At 59.6% G+C, this 15,913-nt stretch carries 13 protein-coding genes; 4 read left to right on the top strand and 9 right to left on the bottom strand.

Annotated features, from left to right (window positions below; genetic code table 11):
- Positions 1 to 26: 26 nt before the first annotated feature.
- A complete protein-coding gene (gene yqeB / locus G5315_RS00275; RefSeq protein ID WP_421265546.1) occupies positions 27 to 1,619 on the top strand; it encodes a selenium-dependent molybdenum cofactor biosynthesis protein YqeB in 1,593 nt (530 codons plus the stop codon).
- A 119-nt stretch (positions 1,620 to 1,738) separates the two neighbouring features.
- On the opposite strand, the gene G5315_RS00270 is transcribed toward yqeB, so the two are convergent.
- The 7 genes from G5315_RS00270 to ygeW all read right to left on the bottom strand — a co-directional run bounded on the left by G5315_RS00270 (position 1,739) and on the right by ygeW (position 10,520).
- Positions 1,739 to 2,824: a calcium/sodium antiporter gene (locus G5315_RS00270; RefSeq protein ID WP_151285962.1), complete on the bottom strand. Its 1,086-nt coding sequence runs from the start codon at positions 2,822 to 2,824 to the stop codon at positions 1,739 to 1,741.
- Between the two features lie 160 nt (positions 2,825 to 2,984).
- Positions 2,985 to 3,908, bottom strand: coding sequence for a DMT family transporter (locus tag G5315_RS00265; RefSeq protein ID WP_245096859.1), 924 nt, complete (start codon positions 3,906 to 3,908; stop codon positions 2,985 to 2,987).
- Between the two features lie 172 nt (positions 3,909 to 4,080).
- Complete coding sequence (arcC, locus tag G5315_RS00260) at positions 4,081 to 5,013, bottom strand: carbamate kinase (RefSeq protein ID WP_421332057.1); 933 nt, start codon at positions 5,011 to 5,013, stop codon at positions 4,081 to 4,083.
- A 95-nt stretch (positions 5,014 to 5,108) separates the two neighbouring features.
- On the bottom strand, positions 5,109 to 6,533 hold the full coding sequence (gene hydA / locus G5315_RS00255; protein WP_421332056.1) for a dihydropyrimidinase: 1,425 nt from the start codon (positions 6,531 to 6,533) through the stop codon (positions 5,109 to 5,111).
- A 105-nt stretch (positions 6,534 to 6,638) separates the two neighbouring features.
- Positions 6,639 to 7,856, bottom strand: coding sequence for a YgeY family selenium metabolism-linked hydrolase (locus G5315_RS00250; RefSeq protein ID WP_040070003.1), 1,218 nt, complete (start codon positions 7,854 to 7,856; stop codon positions 6,639 to 6,641).
- A gap of 139 nt (positions 7,857 to 7,995) precedes the next feature.
- On the bottom strand, positions 7,996 to 9,195 hold the full coding sequence (gene dpaL / locus G5315_RS00245) for a diaminopropionate ammonia-lyase (RefSeq protein WP_374835229.1): 1,200 nt from the start codon (positions 9,193 to 9,195) through the stop codon (positions 7,996 to 7,998).
- A gap of 137 nt (positions 9,196 to 9,332) precedes the next feature.
- A complete protein-coding gene (gene ygeW / locus G5315_RS00240) occupies positions 9,333 to 10,520 on the bottom strand; it encodes a knotted carbamoyltransferase YgeW (protein ID WP_421332055.1) in 1,188 nt (395 codons plus the stop codon).
- A gap of 612 nt (positions 10,521 to 11,132) precedes the next feature.
- On the opposite strand from ygeW, the gene G5315_RS00235 reads away from it, so the two are divergent.
- Positions 11,133 to 11,726 carry a hypothetical protein gene (locus G5315_RS00235; RefSeq protein ID WP_005336813.1) on the top strand — a complete coding sequence of 198 codons (594 nt, stop codon included), beginning with the start codon at positions 11,133 to 11,135 and terminating at the stop codon, positions 11,724 to 11,726.
- Positions 11,727 to 11,767: 41 nt separating this feature from the next.
- Here the strand turns inward: G5315_RS00235 and G5315_RS00230 are convergent, their stop codons facing one another.
- Entirely contained in the window at positions 11,768 to 12,772 is a 1,005-nt protein-coding gene (locus G5315_RS00230) for a Wadjet anti-phage system protein JetD domain-containing protein (RefSeq protein ID WP_421332054.1), read from the bottom strand.
- 212 nt (positions 12,773 to 12,984) lie between these two features.
- Between G5315_RS00230 and G5315_RS00225 the strand changes: the two genes are divergently transcribed.
- A complete protein-coding gene (locus G5315_RS00225) occupies positions 12,985 to 14,226 on the top strand; it encodes a lipase family alpha/beta hydrolase (protein WP_421332053.1) in 1,242 nt (413 codons plus the stop codon).
- 478 nt (positions 14,227 to 14,704) lie between these two features.
- A complete protein-coding gene (locus G5315_RS00220) occupies positions 14,705 to 14,908 on the top strand; it encodes a hypothetical protein (protein ID WP_416034981.1) in 204 nt (67 codons plus the stop codon).
- 79 nt (positions 14,909 to 14,987) lie between these two features.
- Here G5315_RS00220 and G5315_RS00215 read toward each other — a convergent pair whose 3' ends face one another.
- Positions 14,988 to 15,818, bottom strand: coding sequence for a hypothetical protein (locus G5315_RS00215; protein ID WP_216977738.1), 831 nt, complete (start codon positions 15,816 to 15,818; stop codon positions 14,988 to 14,990).
- Positions 15,819 to 15,913: the final 95 nt, after the last annotated feature.

The raw sequence follows: 15,913 nt of genomic DNA, 5'->3' as shown, positions 1-15,913 counted from the left end.
GGTTTAAGGATAAGAAGAGGTACCTTATGAATCTGTTTGCACACGCAGCCCGACTGGAACAGGAGAACATTCCCTTTGCCATTGCCCAGATCATCGAGAGCCGGGGCTCCACCCCCCGCCATCAGGCCCAGATGCTGGTGATGGCCGATGGCCAGATCCTCGGCACCATCGGCGGCGGCATGATCGAGCGGCTGGTGATCGAGGAAGCGATGGCCGCCATTGCCGAGCGCAAGCCGCGCATCTTCCACGGCCGGATGGCCCGCAACGGCGAACATGCGGTCGGGTCGGACTGTGGTGGCGCCATGTCGGTCTATATCGATGTCTATGGCCTGCGGCCACGGCTGGTGCTCATTGGTGCCGGTCACGTCAACCGGGCGCTGGCCCATGCTGCGGCGCCACTGGGTTTTGATATCCATGTGGGCGACTGTTTTGAAGGGAGCCTCAACCCCGATCACTTCCCCGTCGGCACTCACCTCAAACAGGCTGATACCATCAGCGCGGTGATCGAAGCACTGGCCATCGAGCCCGCCAACTTCGTTATCATCGCCACCAACCATCAGGACAAGGAGGCGCTGGAGCGGCTCATCAATCGCCCCCTCGCCTATCTGGGACTGCTCGCCAGCAAGCGTAAGGTGCAGACCTTCACCCAGGCGCTGCGCCAGCAAGGGATCAACCAGACCCAACTGCAGCAGCTGCACGCCCCCATCGGTTACAACATAGGTGCCGAAACCCCCGAGGAGATCGCCATCAGCATCCTCGCAGAGCTGCTGCAGGTGAAAAACGGCAAAGCGGGTGGGCTAATGCAGGATGATGTGCGGCTCAAGCGGGATAAGCTGGTGGTGATGCGTGGCTCCGGCGATATCGCCACCGGGGTGGCGCTGCGCCTGCACAATGCAGGCTTCAAGGTGGTGATGCTGGATCTCGACAAACCCACGGTGATCCGCCGCACTGTCGCCTTCGCTCAGGGGATGTTCGACGGTGAAACCAGTGTCGAGGGTGTGCGCGCCAAGCGGGTCGAGAGCGTTGATCAGGCGTTCGAGCAGCTGGATCGGGGCGTCATTCCGCTGCTGGTTGACCCCGACTGTGCCACCCTAGCCGAGCTCAAACCCCGCTATCTGGTGGATGCCATCCTCGCCAAGCAGAACCTCGGCACCCACAGGGAGATGGCCCCCATTACGGTGGCCCTTGGCCCAGGCTTTGAGGCGGGACGCGACTGCGATGCGGTGATCGAGACCAACCGCGGTCATCATCTGGGGCGGGTCATCTATCAGGGCCCTGCCCAACCCAATACCGGCATTCCCGGGGTGATCGAGGGGCACTCCGCCCGCCGGGTGGTGCGCGCCCCTGTCGCCGGGGTGATGAAGAGCATTATCAAGCTCGGTGATCTGGTGCAGGAGGGGGATGTGATCGCCCATGTGGGGGACGCCCCCATTATCGCGCCGCTCTCCGGCATGGTGCGGGGGCTGCTCAGCGATGGCATCGAGGTGACCGTCGGCTTCAAGATCGGTGACATCGACCCCAGAGGCGAGCGGGCCGACGCCACTACGGTATCGGACAAGGCTCGCGCCATCGGCGGCGCCGTGCTGGAGGCCATGATGCATCTGGCCCAGCGCCGATAACGGCTCTTCGCGTCCCTCTTCAGCACCAAGTTCAGCACCAAGCAAAAGCCCCACCATGATGGTGGGGCTTTTTTCGGCCTGTCTGTTGATGCAGCTCCTTTACATCAGGAGAACCTGCATCACGACCGGGTTCGTTGCAACCGCCAGGCTCGCACCGCCAGCACAACCAGAGTGATGGCGGTGAGCGGCAACACAAAACCGGTTAGCGCTGCACTGAACTGACCTTGCAGCGGACTGGATGTGGCGTGGAGGATCAGCCAGCAGGTGTAGCCGATGTAGTAGGCCAGAAACAGGGCCCCTTCCCAGCGGGCGATGGTGTAACCGGTAAAGAAGATGGGCAGGCAGGCAAGCGCCACCGCAATCATTACCGGAATATCGAACTGAAGGGCGGTGGCCGACACTTCAAGCCCACCGGGAGTGACAATGGAGGTGAGCCCCAGCACGCAGAGGATATTGAAGATATTGCTGCCCACCACGTTCCCCACAGCGATATCCCGCTCCCCGCGCAGGGCTGCGACGATGGAGGTCACCACTTCGGGCAAGGAGGTACCGGCCGCCACTATGGTCAAGCCGATGATCAGATCGCTCACCCCGAAGTAGTGGGCAATCTCAACCGCACTGCCAACCAGCAGACGGGAGCCGAGGATCAGCAGACCCAGACCTGCGGCAATAAAGAGTAGATTGCGCAACCAGTTGCCCGCCGTACTCGCTTCACGGGTCCCAAACTCCTGCTCGTACTCCGCCTGCACCGCTTTGTTTTCCCGTCGACTCTGGACAAAGAGAAACACGGTGTAGGCGATGATGCCGGCAAACAGCAGCGCCCCTTCCAGTGGGGCAATACGGCCATCGTAGCCCAGCAACAACACCAGAAAAGAGACCACTATCATCAAGGGAACGTCGAGACGTACCAGTTGCTGTGAGACGGTCAACGGTACGATCAGTGCCGAAATACCTAAAATAAACAGCACGTTGAAGATATTGCTGCCGACCACGTTCCCCACCGCTATCCCTGCCTGCCCCTCGAGGCCAGACTGGATGCTCACCGCCAGCTCGGGAGCACTGGTCCCAAAGGCCACTATGGTCAATCCCACCACCAGTGGCGATATCCCCATCATGGTGGCGAGGCGAGATGCGCCCCGCACCAGAGATTCGGCCCCCACCACCAGACACACCAGGCCTACAGCCAACCACACCAGCGTCATCATACGGTCTCATCCTTGCCGTTAGGTTCGTTGAAATAATCACAATAAATCAGATACCTGTGCTCCAGCACAGTCAAACCACGCCATTGTAACGAGGGGTTGGTCCCCTGTCGCGGGCTCTTTTGAGTGCCGTTTATCGTGCCACTGGCAGCCCAGTCACCACTCAACCATGCTTGATGCGAGTCTCCCCCGCCACCGACACCACAGAGCGCTTGCCCTTGCGGCTGATGACGAGAAGCGCCAGCACGATAAGGGCGATACCGCTCCCCTCCACCGGCCCCGGATTTTCACCAAGCAGCCACCATGAGAGCAGCACGCCGCTCACCGGCACCGCCAGGGTGCTGAGGCTGGCGATCCCTGCCGGCAGCTTTTTCAGTACGAACAGCCAGAGGCTCCAGGCCAGCGCCGTGGCGAAGATGGCGCTGTAGGCGAGCGCGCCAAACACATAGGGCTGCCAGTCGATGGGTCGCTCCGGCACCAGCGCCGCCACCACGGCCATCACCATGGTGGCGTAGATCATCTGCCAGGTGGTGAGGGACATCAGATCCACCGCGGGATGGCGGGCATACATCCGCTTGGCGATGATGGCGCTAATCCCCCAGCAAATGCCGGAAGCAATCCCCAGCAGCGCACTCTTCATGGAATCCAGATGCAATTGCCAGGGCTCGATCACCAGCAGCAGCCCGCAGGCAGCCACCCCGACTGCCAGATAGTGGAGCTTGCGCATCCGCTCGCCGAGAAAGAGCGCCGCGAAGATCACCACCCAGAACGGCATGGTGTAGCTCAGAATGGCCACCTTGCCCGCACCGCCGCTGATCAGCGCCCACTGGGCCAACCCCACCATGCCGCAGGTCTGGAACAGGGCGATGGCGAAGGTATAGCGAAACGGGGTGGGTTTGAGATAACGGCGACCGCGCAGGGCCAACACCAGCAGCAGAACCAGAGATCCGCACAGGCAGCGCAGGGCGGTGAACTCGAAGGCCCCCGCGTAGAGCATCACCTGCTTCATCACGATCCAGCTGTAACTCCAGATGGCGGTGAGCAGGATCAATCCCACCAGCGCCGCCATATTGATCTTTCCGCTCATTTGCTTGCTACTCACCTCTTGTCACTCATTGCGCCGGGTCTGCTCTCGGCGTCTTGCCCGCGCTTGAAGGCGGCCATCTTACGCCGCTCATCCTCCGCTGACCATGGTCGCCCCCGAAATGAACAAGGGGGCCGACGGCCCCCGCAATCACACTCAACCCGAGCTGGAACGTCTAGCGGCTGATAAGGGTTCCCGTCTTGCCGGCAATGCCGTCGGCTGCCTTCTCCAGCAAGGTGATCAGGGATTTACGCCCCGGCATGGAGGTCGCGAACGAGAGCGCCGCCTCTACCTTGGGCAGCATGGAACCCTTGGCAAACTGCCCCTGGGCGATAAAGCTGTTGGCATCGGCCACGCTCAGCTGATCGAGCCACTGCACATCGGGTTTGCCGAAGTTGATGGCCACTTTCTCTACCGCGGTAAGGATGATCAGCATGTCGGCGTCAATCAGTTCCGCCAGCTTGGCACTGGCCCAATCCTTGTCGATCACCGCACTGGCACCGCGCAGGTGATTGCCCTCGCGCAGCACCGGAATGCCGCCGCCACCGACGGTGATCACCACCTGACTGGCGGCCAGCATGGCAGAGACGGTCTCTTTCTCGATGATATCGACGGGTTTGGGGGATGCCACTACCCGGCGATAGCCGCGACCGGCATCCTCTTTGAGCCGCTCCCCCTTGGCCATCAATGCTTCGGCCTCCTCCTTGCTGAAGAAACCGCCGATGGGTTTGCTAGGGTCGAGGAAGGCGGGATCGTTTTTATCCACCTCCACCTGGGTCACCAGAGTGGCGACCGGCTTGTGGATGCCGCGTTCCAGCAGGGCTTCACGCAGGGCATTTTGCAGGTCATAGCCGATATAACCCTGACTCAGGGCCACGCAGACCGACATGGGCAGATGGGGGGATTTTGGCTCGTGGCGGGCCGCCACTTCGAACGCCTGCTGGATCATCCCCACCTGCGGCCCGTTGCCGTGGGTCACCACCACTTCATGCCCCTGAGCGATCAGGTCGGCAATGGTGCCCGCCGTGCTCTGCACCGCCTTCATCTGCTCGGGCAGGTTGTTGCCCAGCGCATTGCCACCAAGGGCCAGTACGATTCTCTGTTTCATCTTGTTATCTCCAGTGATGGGACAAGCCGGCGCAATACCGGCCCACCTTTCGTTGTTCACATAAGCTTGCTGATTTGCGTGTTTCGAACGAATTGTCAGCCTGCCACCAAGGGGCAAGGCGAGCGCAGATCCGGCGCCAAGGCCGGATCAAAGGGCGATCTGGCCAAAAACCGGCCATGACCACGCCGCCCGAGGAACTCGCCATCGCGAGCGACTATCTCGCCACGACTGAGGGTCATCCTGATCCGGCCCGGGCAGTGCATCCCCTCGTAGGGGCTGTAGTCGCCGTTGTCATGCAGCAGTGGGTGAGAAATCAGGGTGTCACCGTGGGGATCCATCAGCACCAGATCAGCGTCAGACCCCGGTTGCAGGTTGCCCTTGCGCGGCCAGAGGCCAAACAGGCGCGCCGGGTTGGCGCTGGTGAGGGCCACGAAGCGGGACGGCGAGATGCGCCCCCCCAGCACCCCGTGGGAAAACAGCAGCAGCATCCGGTTCTCGACCCCGGGCAAGCCGTTGGGGCAGCGGCTGAAATCGCCCCCCGAGAGGGTCATGCGCTGGGCATGGGAGAAGTTGCAGTGATCGGTCGCCACCGTGTCGATGTCACCCGCAGCGATGCCGACCCACAGCTTGTCCTGCTCGCGGCGCGAGCGCAGCGGCGGGCTCAGCAGATAGTCGACCCCGTTCTCCTTGTAATAACACTGCTCATCGAGCAGCAGATATTGCGGGCAGGTCTCCACCCAGACCGGCTGCCCCTGACGGCGCGCCAGTTTCAGATACTCCAGCCCCAACCCGTTTGAAAGGTGGACGATATAGAGCGGCGCATTGCCCGCGAGCCCCGCCAGATTGATCATCCGGGCGATAGCCTCCGCCTCGCACTCCAGCGGGCGGCTTTGCGGGTGATACCAGGGCTCGCAGTGGCCGGCGGCCAATAGGGCCTCACGGCGCGCCGCGATGGCGGCATCGTTTTCGGGATGGACGGTGGCGAGCGCCCCCACCTCTTTGAGGCGGGCCAGGGCACGCAGCACGTCATGATCCCCCAGCTTGTACTGGTAGGTAAGATAGAGCTTGAAGCTGCTGATCCCCTCCTCCTGCACCATGGCGGCCATCTCGTGGAGGATGGCGTCATCCACATGCTGGACAACGCCGTGAAAGCTGTAATCGACCACCGCCTGATCGGTGGCATAGTCGTGATAGCGGGCCAGCTGGTGATGCAGATTGCACCCCGCCGGGCCAAATCCCATGTGATCGATGATGGTGGTGGTGCCACCACAGGCGGCGGCACGGGTACCACTGAAAAAATCATCGCAACTGCGGGCAATGCCCACGTCGATGTTGAAGTGGGTGTGGACATCGATGCCACCCGGCATCACATAACAGCCGCAGGCATCGATCACCTCGGTTTCGCCATCGGGCTGGATAGCGGCGGCTCGCGCGCGGATCACCCCGTTTTCGATCAGCAGATCCTGACGATATTCACCCTGCGCATCGACCAGCACACCGTTTTTGATCAGCCGTTTCATCCCTACCACCTCGAACATCACTTCAAACAGCAAAGCCCCGCCTCAATGGAGACGGGGCACTTGCAACAGCCGGACAGCGATGGCAGCCACCACCCGGCAGACCCCTTACTTGTCCAGCTCGGCCAGATAGAGCATGGGGATCACGGCGTACATGGCGGCGCACTTGACCAGATGCTCTTTCCAGGTCTTCTCGTTCGGGGCGTGGGCCTCCGGCTCTTTACCCGGGCCAAAACCGATCACCGGAATACCGTGGCGACCCATGATGGAGACCCCGTTGGTCGAGAAGGTCCACTTGTCCACCACCGGCTCCTTGTTGAACAGCTCGCGATAAGCCTTGGAGAGGGTTTTGACGGTGATGTGATCCTCTTCCACCTTCCAGGTCGGGAAGTAGCACTCGGTCGGGTAGACCAGACCGGTATAGGCCGGACGGTCGTACTGGTACATGGAGACCTCGGCACCGGCGGCTTGCACCGCAGGCAGGGCACGGATCTCGTCGAGCGCACCTTGCCAGGTCTCGCCCCAGGTGAGGCGGCGGTCGATGGAGACGGCGCAGCTGTCCGCCACGGCGCAGCGGCTCGGTGAGGTGAAGAAGATCTCGGAGACGGTCAGGGTGCCCTTGCCGAGGAAGTCGTCGTTGCCGAGGTTGTGGCTCAGCTCCTGCAGCTCACCAAGGATGGGGCCCATCTTGAAGATGGCGTTGTCACCGCGCTCCGGTGCGGAGCCGTGGCAGCTGACCCCCTGCACATCGATGCGGATCTCCATGCGGCCACGCTGGCCACGGTAGATCTGGCAGTCGGTGGGTTCGGTACTGACCACGAACTCGGGTCGGATCTTGCTCTGTTCGATGATGTACTGCCAGCAGAGGCCGTCGCAATCCTCCTCCTGTACGGTACCGGTCACCAGCAGGGTGTACTGATCTTCCAGCCCGAGATCCTTGATGATCTTGCCCGCATAGACCATGGATGCCATGCCACCTTCTTGGTCAGATGCGCCACGGCCGCCGATGATCTCGTGATCTTCCATCCCCTCATAGGGATCGAACTTCCAGTTGGCCATGTTGCCGACGCCCACGGTATCGATATGGGCATCCATGGCGATCAGGTGCGGGCCGTGACCGATATAGCCCAGCACGTTACCCATGGGGTCGATCTCGACCTTGTCAAAACCAACCTTCTCCATCTCCTGCTTGATGCGCAGCACCACCCGCTCTTCATCGCAGCTCTCGCTCGGGATGGCGATCATGTCGCGCAGGAACTGACTCATCTCGGCCTTGTACTGGTAGGCCTTCTCCAACACCATTTCAAACGGAATTTGCTTGCTCATTGTGATTCTCCATAACAACTGAGAGTGCGCGGCCTGTTCGTCGGCTGCGCCCTGTGCCCGTTACCGCGCCACGTTGGCGAGGCGCGATCAATGCTTCAATTCGTCTCTCTGCTCTCGCAGGGATTAGTCACAGCCGGGGTTAATCGCAGGCAGGATGTTTGCCTTCCCACACCACTTCCCGGTAGTGCTTCACATCGGTGTCCCCTTCGGTGTTGATGATGAGTACGACCGAGTTGCTATCCAGCCCAAGGCGAGCCATCAGCGCCGCGCGATCCGGGTGGTGACGCACCGCCGCCAGCACGCCGGTACCGACCGAGCCGGATTCACCGGAGATGATGCGAGGGTCATTGCCAAGGGGGTTGCCGAGCACTCTCATCCCTAATGCCGACACCTTGTCGTGGCAGGAGATGAACTGGGTGGTGCAGCCCCTGAGCAGCGGCCAGCCAAGCGGGTTGGGTTCACCGCAGGCGAGACCGGCCATGATGGTGCGCATGTCGCCCCCCACGTTGACCATCTCCCCTGCCACGCCGGAGCGGTAGATGCAGTCGGCCTGATCCGGCTCGACCACGATGCTGTGCAGGTTTTTCGCCCCGAAGCAGTCCACCAGATAACCGAGCACGCCGCCCGCCAGCGCCCCTACCCCGGCCTGCAGCAGCACGTGGGTCGGCTGCTTGATGCCCATATCCTGCATCTGCTCGACCGCTTCGTCGGCCAGGGTGGAGTAACCCTGCATGATCCAGGTCGGGATCTTGGTGTAGCCCTCCCAGGCGGTGTCCTGCACTATGTGCCAGCCGCGCTCTTCGGCCATCTTCATGGTCAGGCGCACGGTGTCGTCATAGTTCATATCGGTGACAATGCACTCGGCACCGAGATTGAGAATGTGGTCAACCCGCTCCTGGGCAGAGCCCTTGGGCATGTAGACCACCGCATGCTGACCCACCTGCTTGGCGGCCCAGGCGACGCCACGACCGTGGTTGCCATCAGTGGTGGTGGCGAAGGTCATCGGCTCCTTGATGGTGCGCTTGATGAGATCGAAGGAGAAATCCTCGACTGCCACTCCGTATTTTTCGCAGAGCAGGTTGGCAATGGCGTAGACGCCACCCAGCATCTTGAAGGCATTGAGACCAAAGCGTTTTGACTCATCCTTGACCAGAATATTTTTTACCCCGATATAGGCGGCCAGATCTTTCAGGTCGCACAAGGGGGTCGGCTCATAACCGGCCAGTTTTTTATGAAAAGCGCGAGCCTTTTGTGCTTCGGCGCGAGAAAACAGCGGAGATGGCTCGGCGGTAAAAAAGCGGTTATCGGCAATATCCATCTTCAGCGAAAATTGGGACATGCTTACCTCACTAGGCGTTACCTGATAAAGAGCTGCCTCGCCGGGAGATCCGTTATTCAGATACCACGGGGAGAAAACTCGAAATAATGAATTCGACAGTATGGGCAGGATGAATATTCACCCTGCCCTGCCGTTATTTATTTCACCCGCTTTTGCGCCTCTTTAATCAGATTTTCCAGGGTTTCTGCCGGGGCGGAGAATTTACGGGCCATGATCATGGCGGCGATAATATAGGGCTTCCAGCTCGCCTCTTTGTAAGTGGCGATACGGTATTTCTCGAATACCCCTTCGGTCACTTCGCCCTCTTTGCAGGAGACACCGGAAATATCGGCCGGCAGGCAGTGCATATAGAGCGCCTCGCCCCCCTTGGTGAGCTTCATCATCTCCTCAGTGCAGTGCCAATCCTTGTGCTTGGCGTTCTGCTCAAGGCAGTGTTTCTCCAGCTCTTTGAGGCCGGCGTGATCATTGGCGCGCAGCAACTCGGTGCGCTGCTCCATCACCTTGTAGGGGGCCCAGGACTTGGGATAGACGATATCCGCATCCTTGAAAGCCTCTTCCATGGAGGTGACCTGACGGAAGCTGCCGCCGGAGGCCTTGGCGTTCTCTTTGGCCACTTCGATCACATCCGGGATCAGGTCATACCCTTCCGGGTGGGCCAGGGTCACGTCCATACCGAAACGGGTCATCAGACCAATGATGCCCTGGGGCACGGAGAGTGGCTTGCCGTAGCTGGGGGAGTAGGCCCAGGTCATCGCAATCTTCTTGCCCTTGAGGCTCTCCAGGCTGCCGAAGTGCTCCTGCAACCAGGCGAGATCAGCCATCGACTGGGTCGGGTGATCAATGTCACACTGCAGGTTGACCAGTGCCGGACGCTGGGGCAGCACCCCCTTCTCGAACCCTTCATCCAGCGCGGCGCCCACCTCGCGCATATAGGCGTTACCGGCACCGAGGAACATGTCGTCACGGATCCCGATGGCATCGGCGCAAAACGAGATCATGTTGGCGGTTTCACGGACGGTCTCGCCGTGGGCGATCTGGGATTTGCCCTCATCCAGATCCTGCTGGGCCAGACCGAGCAGGTTCAGGGCAGAGGCGTAAGAGAAGCGGGTTCGGGTGGAGTTATCGCGGAAAACCGAGATACCGAGCCCGCTGTTAAACAGTTTGGTGCAGATATTTTCGGCGCGCAGGGTCTTGAGTGATTCGGCCAGTTTCAATACCAGCTCCAGTTCCTGAGGGGTTTGCTCCCAGGTCAGCAGAAAATCTTTTTCATGCAGGTTGGATTTGAGTACTCTGATCTCTTTGATTAATTCGTTAACTGCTTTCATCGTTCGCCCCAATCATTGGATGAGATATGGATAGCTCCCCTTTCACTCACGATGTCACCAGCATCCCGGTTGTGGGTGAGCGCGTCGGTTAGCGTCGATATGAGGCAATCAATAACCGTGCCAAACCAATAAGATGCAGGCAGATATTAATAAATGGAAAAAGTGTGTGATGCCACCCACAAAATCAGCGGCTATTTCAGCGGTTTACTCCATAAAAGGATGGATAGGGTGGCCAAGCGATAAAATAGCAAGGTGATAATAATCAGAGGCAATATCCCTGCGCCGGTGAGAATTATCATCAAAGGTCAGTTTCAGGGGCTGAAATGATATCAGCGGGGTTGCCGTTATCATTATGATAATGCCGTGCAGTGACTTGCTCTTTTGTTACCACCTCTTCTGCAGAAGTGTCACTGCCATTTAACCTCCCTTGCACTCCCCGCCCGTATCGCCTCTCGCCTTATCTTCCGGCCACATTGCTGGGCGCGGTTGGCCCAAGGTGCTAACGTGAATACGCCAGCTGCGCATCTGTCTCGGATGCTCAGAAGAGGCCGACGTTCACTGCCGCAACTGCGCGGAAGAACCTGCATGACTTACATCTTTGAGGGATTATCTATGTCCAGGAATGCTGCTCTGCTCATCACCCTGACCCTGCTCGGTATCACCCCTGCCCACGCCATCAGTGCCAAATATGCCGAGCAACTGGAGCGATCCGGCTGCACCCAGGTCACCGAGGCGCAGGGCTGTGACATTCACAAAACCAAAGCGGAAAATGCCAAGGCGGGATTTGGCGCGGCCGCCCCTGCGGCGGAGGGCGGTCTGAATCTGAGCTATGAGCAGAAGCTGGAGCGCTCGGGCTGCACTCAGGTGAGCGAGCTCAATGGCTGCGATATCAACAAAACCAAGGCTGAGAACGCTGCTGCCGGTGTTGGCAATGCTCCGGCCGCGGCAACCAGCGGCAGCCCCTATGCGGGCAACTGGATCGCCACCTTCCCTCAAACCGGCGCCACCGTGGCCAATATCCGCATCGATGGCAAGGATCAGGTGTGGGTCAACGACAAGAAGGTCAATGCCAAGAAATCCGATGGCGCGCTGGTGTTCAAGGATGGCATGGTCATCTACACAATTCAGGGGGATCGCCGCATCAAGGGTGAAGATGGCTGGGTCGATAATGATGCCGGCACCAAGGGGCCCATCAACGCCAAGTAAACAGCTGACCACGAAATAACGGGGAGCACAGGCTCCCCGTTTCACCCCTGATTGCCCATCTCTTCCAATGACCAGCTCCGCCAGTGAGGGGCCAGAATCAAAACCTCCTGCTCCAGCCAAGTCCCGTCTGTGATCAGTTTATCGAGCCAGGGAACACCTGCCGGCGTGCCATGACCATCAACCTGATCAGCCTGCGTCGTCACACGCCAGGGCACCTTGCCACTGTCCGTTGCAAAGGTGCGAACAGGGCGGGCATAGTGCTCCAGATAAGGTTGCAACTCACAGGGAAGCCAGAGCATGGCCGGTCGATTTAGCTCGCGCGCCAACTCGACGGCAATATCGATACCCCGTTGATCGAGATCGCCAAAATGTGCCCACTGCACGCCCGCAGGCAGCAGCGGAATCAGCTGTTTGGCCAGGGAGGTATTGCGACCGGGAGCAAAGAGCAGCAGTTGCCCGGGTTGCAGCTGGTAGTCGACAAAGGCCCCCTTGTTCTCCACCGTAATGACCCGCTCCCCCTGCCAGCCGATGGCCGCCAGCGTGCCCAGAGTCCGCTCCGGCAACGCCAACTCTCCCAGTAGTGCCATCATTACCGTCATATCGTGCTGCTGGCCTTGCCGATCGACCAGTGAGAGCGGCTCGAGGGTGCGGATGCGGATCACCTCATCTTGCGTGAGCGTCAAGTCCGCAAGCTGTGGCGCTGCAAAGGATGCTGACCGCGAATGCTTGCTGTCCCCATGCCAGAGGGCATAAAAGCAGGCCTGATTGAGCCGTGCAGGCAAACTCACTCCCAAACGTTGCAGCAGCTCACCCTTGTTCGGTTCGGGGGGATCGACCTGCGCCAGCTGTCTGATCAGATAAGCCCGTCCCGCCTCGGTTAATACATGACGAGCGCTTCGCCCAAAAGGTCTTAACCCACAATTCGTCTGCAACAACTCTTTCAACTTGCGGCCATGCCTGCTCTCAAGGGTGCACCCCTTCTCGTTCTGGCTATCGAGCAACCGTGCACACAAATCCTGTACCCGCACCTCATCAAACAGCGACATCCTCACCTCTCCATGTGGCTTCATATGACGAAGTAGAGGTGATTTTCCCTGTCATTACCGTGACCGGCTTCGCAAGCGGTTCTTATCAGCCCCGCCATGCATGGCCCGTTACTGGTAAACCTGCCACAAAGGGCGCAAGCTGGTTTGATATAGAGACACACTGCGCTCTTCGCGGCACGACAACGCGATACCCGCTTTCACAAGGGCTTGCCATGACCGACGCCACAGACCCATCGCCATCCTCTTCCTGGCATCTTTCGGATATCCGCGAGCTGGCGCACCTGCTGACTCTGGCGCTGCCCGCCGCGGTAGAGATCACCGAAGCGGTACATCAGGCGGTACTGAGCGGTATGGGGCTCAAGGGACGAGATGAGGGAAAAACAGCCGGGATCACCGGGCTGGTCTACAAGGGGGTACATGGCACCGCCAACACCCTGGGCAGCGGCATCAACCAACTGCTCAGCCGCCTGCCAGCCACTCCGCCGCCCCACCAGATCCCCGAAACCCCGAAACGTGCAGCCCTGATCGCCACGCTCAACGGCGTATTGGGGGACAAGCTGGTCGATCACCACAATGCCCTCGCCACCCCCATGACACTGCGCTATCAGGGCAAGCCCCTCGATTGGCAGGCGATGCCAAAGGATCTACCCCGCGAGGGACGGGTGCTGCTGATGATCCATGGCCTCTGCATGAACGATCTGCAGTGGCAGACCGAGCATCAAGGCAAACCGGTCAATCACGGGGAGCAACTTGCCAACGCGCTTGGCTATCAGCCTCTTTACCTGCGCTACAACTCGGGCCTGCCCATCGCACAAAACGGGCAGCAACTGGCCATGTTGTTGGAGCAACTGCTCGCCCACTGGCCGGGAGAGCTTAAAGAGATAACGATAATGGGCTACAGCATGGGGGGACTGGTTGCCCGCAGCGCCTGCCGCCATGCCGGCGTGGCCGGGCTCACCTGGCCTGCGCACCTTGCCAATCTGATCTTTCTAGGCACACCACACCACGGCGCGCCGCTCGAACATGCCGGTCACTGGCTGGAACAGTTGTTGCCCGCTACCGCCTACAGCGAACCCTTCGTCAGACTGGCGCGGCAGCGCAGTGCAGGCATCAAGGATCTGCGCCACGGCAAGGTGATCGATGAAGTGGCACAGCCCGATCCCGCCGCGCCCTTGCGCGATCCCCGCGTCCCACTCCCCTTGCCCGGCAGCGTCAACTGCTATGCCATTGCCGCGACCACTACCGCCAAGCGCAGCCTGCTGGCCGACCGGCTGATTGGCGATGGACTGGTGCCGCTACGCAGCGCCCTCGGTCAGCACAACGAAGCGCGCCATCAGCTGGCTTTTCTTCCTGCCCATACCCTGATTGTCTATCGCACCAGCCATATGGCCCTGCTCGCCAACCCGCATGTTGGCCAGCAACTTCTGCGCTGGCTCAGCCCCTTGCAGTTATAGCGAACTGGCTATTAAAGCAACAGAATGCTGGTTCACAAAGGAGCCCTGTGGCACTCTGGGACGTCAAAGGGAAGACCCACACTGACACCTCATGTGTCCCCACTGCAAAGGAGCTCCACCGATGGCCAAAGCAAGCAAGAAAGAGATCAAGAAGAAGATCGCCGCTCGTCTTGAGAAAATTGCCAAGCATGAAGGCAAGATCAAGAAGCTGAAGAAGGCCCTGAAGTAGGGCCCATCGCATAAAAAAAACCGCCAATAGGCGGTTTTTCATCCCCCTTTCACCCCTTTACCATCGTTTTGATACCGATGGCCTTGATGTAAACGCCTCAAGCGCACCTCAGCAGAACAACCCGACTGAAGCCATACGCGTTCTCATCACCGCTATTTGGTCTAACAGCGCCAATCGGGCGCCGCGCGCCCCCTTGCCAGCAACTACCTTCAACGGAGTGTTTGATATGAGCCAGCAGTGGAGCGCCATATGTACTCTTACACCCTCACCTTCAAGGAAGATGTCGATCGCCTGACCGCCCCCGAGCAGGAGATCACCTTGCAAAGCCCCGCTCAGGCGGGGGATTTTATTATCCTCTCCGACGGCAGCCGCCATCAGGTGATGTTTGTCACCCACCGAGCCCACTTCAGCAGCCTCTATCTCGATAAAGGGGTCAGGGTGCCACAAACCTAGCGCAGCTCATCTCTCTATTTTCGAAAGCAAAAGAGCGGCACCTGGCCGCTCTTTGATCTCTCTTTATGTGGATTTGCTGTCACAGCACCTTGATCACCGGTTGATGCACTATCTCGACGTCGTCTTTATAGACCACCAGCTCACCCGATGGCACACCTCGCTCACCCAGTATGGTGACGACGCACTCGTAGCGATAGGGGCCGCTCGTGAAGAGATAGGTATGATTGCCCCCCGTCCCCTCCACCCTGACGGTGCCATTTTTCAGCACCAGATCCGGCTTGTCGGCGAGCTTCTTGCCCTTGGCCCAGGAGGCGTAGCGATAATGGCCATCGTCCAACTCGTCGATGCGGATGGTAAATTTCTCGGTCTGCCACATCAAAGCGGGGTTCTTGTACTCCCGCACACTGGGATGCAGATCGCTCTTCTGCCTGGCGATAAGCTCAGCTTTCAATTTGGCGGCCTGCGCCGTCTGATGATTGATACCGATCACCTTGCCATCAAAATCCATCCAGACCTCGCCACTGCCCAGCATAATGCCGCGCCAGCCCATGGTCTGCCAATCCTGCCCGACCCGGGATGTAGCGATGCTTGTTAAAATGACGTCATCAAATACCTCGTCAAAACGGGTCAGCATCTCCGCCGGGGTTTTGATGGCAGGAATGGGATACTCCTGCTTGAAGGGATACTTCATCTGGTTGGCAAGGGCCTGATGATCCCGGGCTTCTGCCGCATCGACCAACTGCTGCACAAAGGGGCGATATTCGGCCGGCAACTGCTCTTCATCGGCTGATGCGGGAAGTGCGACCCACAATGTTCCCAGCAACAGCAGGTCCTTCACCCCATAACGTCCCCGCACCTCATTGCTCTTGCGGCTAAACAGCGCCCTGACATTCCATCTTGCCACTTTCATTCTGCCTGCTCCCCATATACATAGTCCTGCCAACCATTTTCAGTTAATGCTTGTCACTCATGCGTCCACTGCTCCAGCCGTTCTGGTTAAACGGT

This window comes from Aeromonas sp. 603607, from assembly GCF_049171595.1.
GTDB classification, from domain to species: Bacteria; Pseudomonadota; Gammaproteobacteria; order Enterobacterales; family Aeromonadaceae; genus Aeromonas; species Aeromonas veronii.
Note: the sequence above shows the minus strand (reverse complement) of the source record. Positions and strands in the feature narration are given on the sequence as shown.

What these genes read in the sequence shown, in the direction of transcription:
- hydA (WP_421332056.1), bottom strand. Translation starts at nt 6,533, where the DNA reads ATGAAACGGCTGATCAAAAACGGTGTGCTGGTCGATGCGCAGGGTGAA.
- dpaL (WP_374835229.1), bottom strand. Translation starts at nt 9,195, where the DNA reads ATGTCCCAATTTTCGCTGAAGATGGATATTGCCGATAACCGCTTTTTT.
- G5315_RS00220 (WP_416034981.1), top strand. Translation starts at nt 14,705, where the DNA reads ATGTACTCTTACACCCTCACCTTCAAGGAAGATGTCGATCGCCTGACC.
- ygeW (WP_421332055.1), bottom strand. Translation starts at nt 10,520, where the DNA reads ATGAAAGCAGTTAACGAATTAATCAAAGAGATCAGAGTACTCAAATCC.
- G5315_RS00265 (WP_245096859.1), bottom strand. Translation starts at nt 3,908, where the DNA reads ATGAGCGGAAAGATCAATATGGCGGCGCTGGTGGGATTGATCCTGCTC.
- G5315_RS00225 (WP_421332053.1), top strand. Translation starts at nt 12,985, where the DNA reads ATGACCGACGCCACAGACCCATCGCCATCCTCTTCCTGGCATCTTTCG.
- G5315_RS00230 (WP_421332054.1), bottom strand. Translation starts at nt 12,772, where the DNA reads ATGTCGCTGTTTGATGAGGTGCGGGTACAGGATTTGTGTGCACGGTTG.
- G5315_RS00250 (WP_040070003.1), bottom strand. Translation starts at nt 7,856, where the DNA reads ATGAGCAAGCAAATTCCGTTTGAAATGGTGTTGGAGAAGGCCTACCAG.
- G5315_RS00235 (WP_005336813.1), top strand. Translation starts at nt 11,133, where the DNA reads ATGTCCAGGAATGCTGCTCTGCTCATCACCCTGACCCTGCTCGGTATC.
- G5315_RS00215 (WP_216977738.1), bottom strand. Translation starts at nt 15,818, where the DNA reads ATGAAAGTGGCAAGATGGAATGTCAGGGCGCTGTTTAGCCGCAAGAGC.
- G5315_RS00270 (WP_151285962.1), bottom strand. Translation starts at nt 2,824, where the DNA reads ATGATGACGCTGGTGTGGTTGGCTGTAGGCCTGGTGTGTCTGGTGGTG.
- arcC (WP_421332057.1), bottom strand. Translation starts at nt 5,013, where the DNA reads ATGAAACAGAGAATCGTACTGGCCCTTGGTGGCAATGCGCTGGGCAAC.
- yqeB (WP_421265546.1), top strand. Translation starts at nt 27, where the DNA reads ATGAATCTGTTTGCACACGCAGCCCGACTGGAACAGGAGAACATTCCC.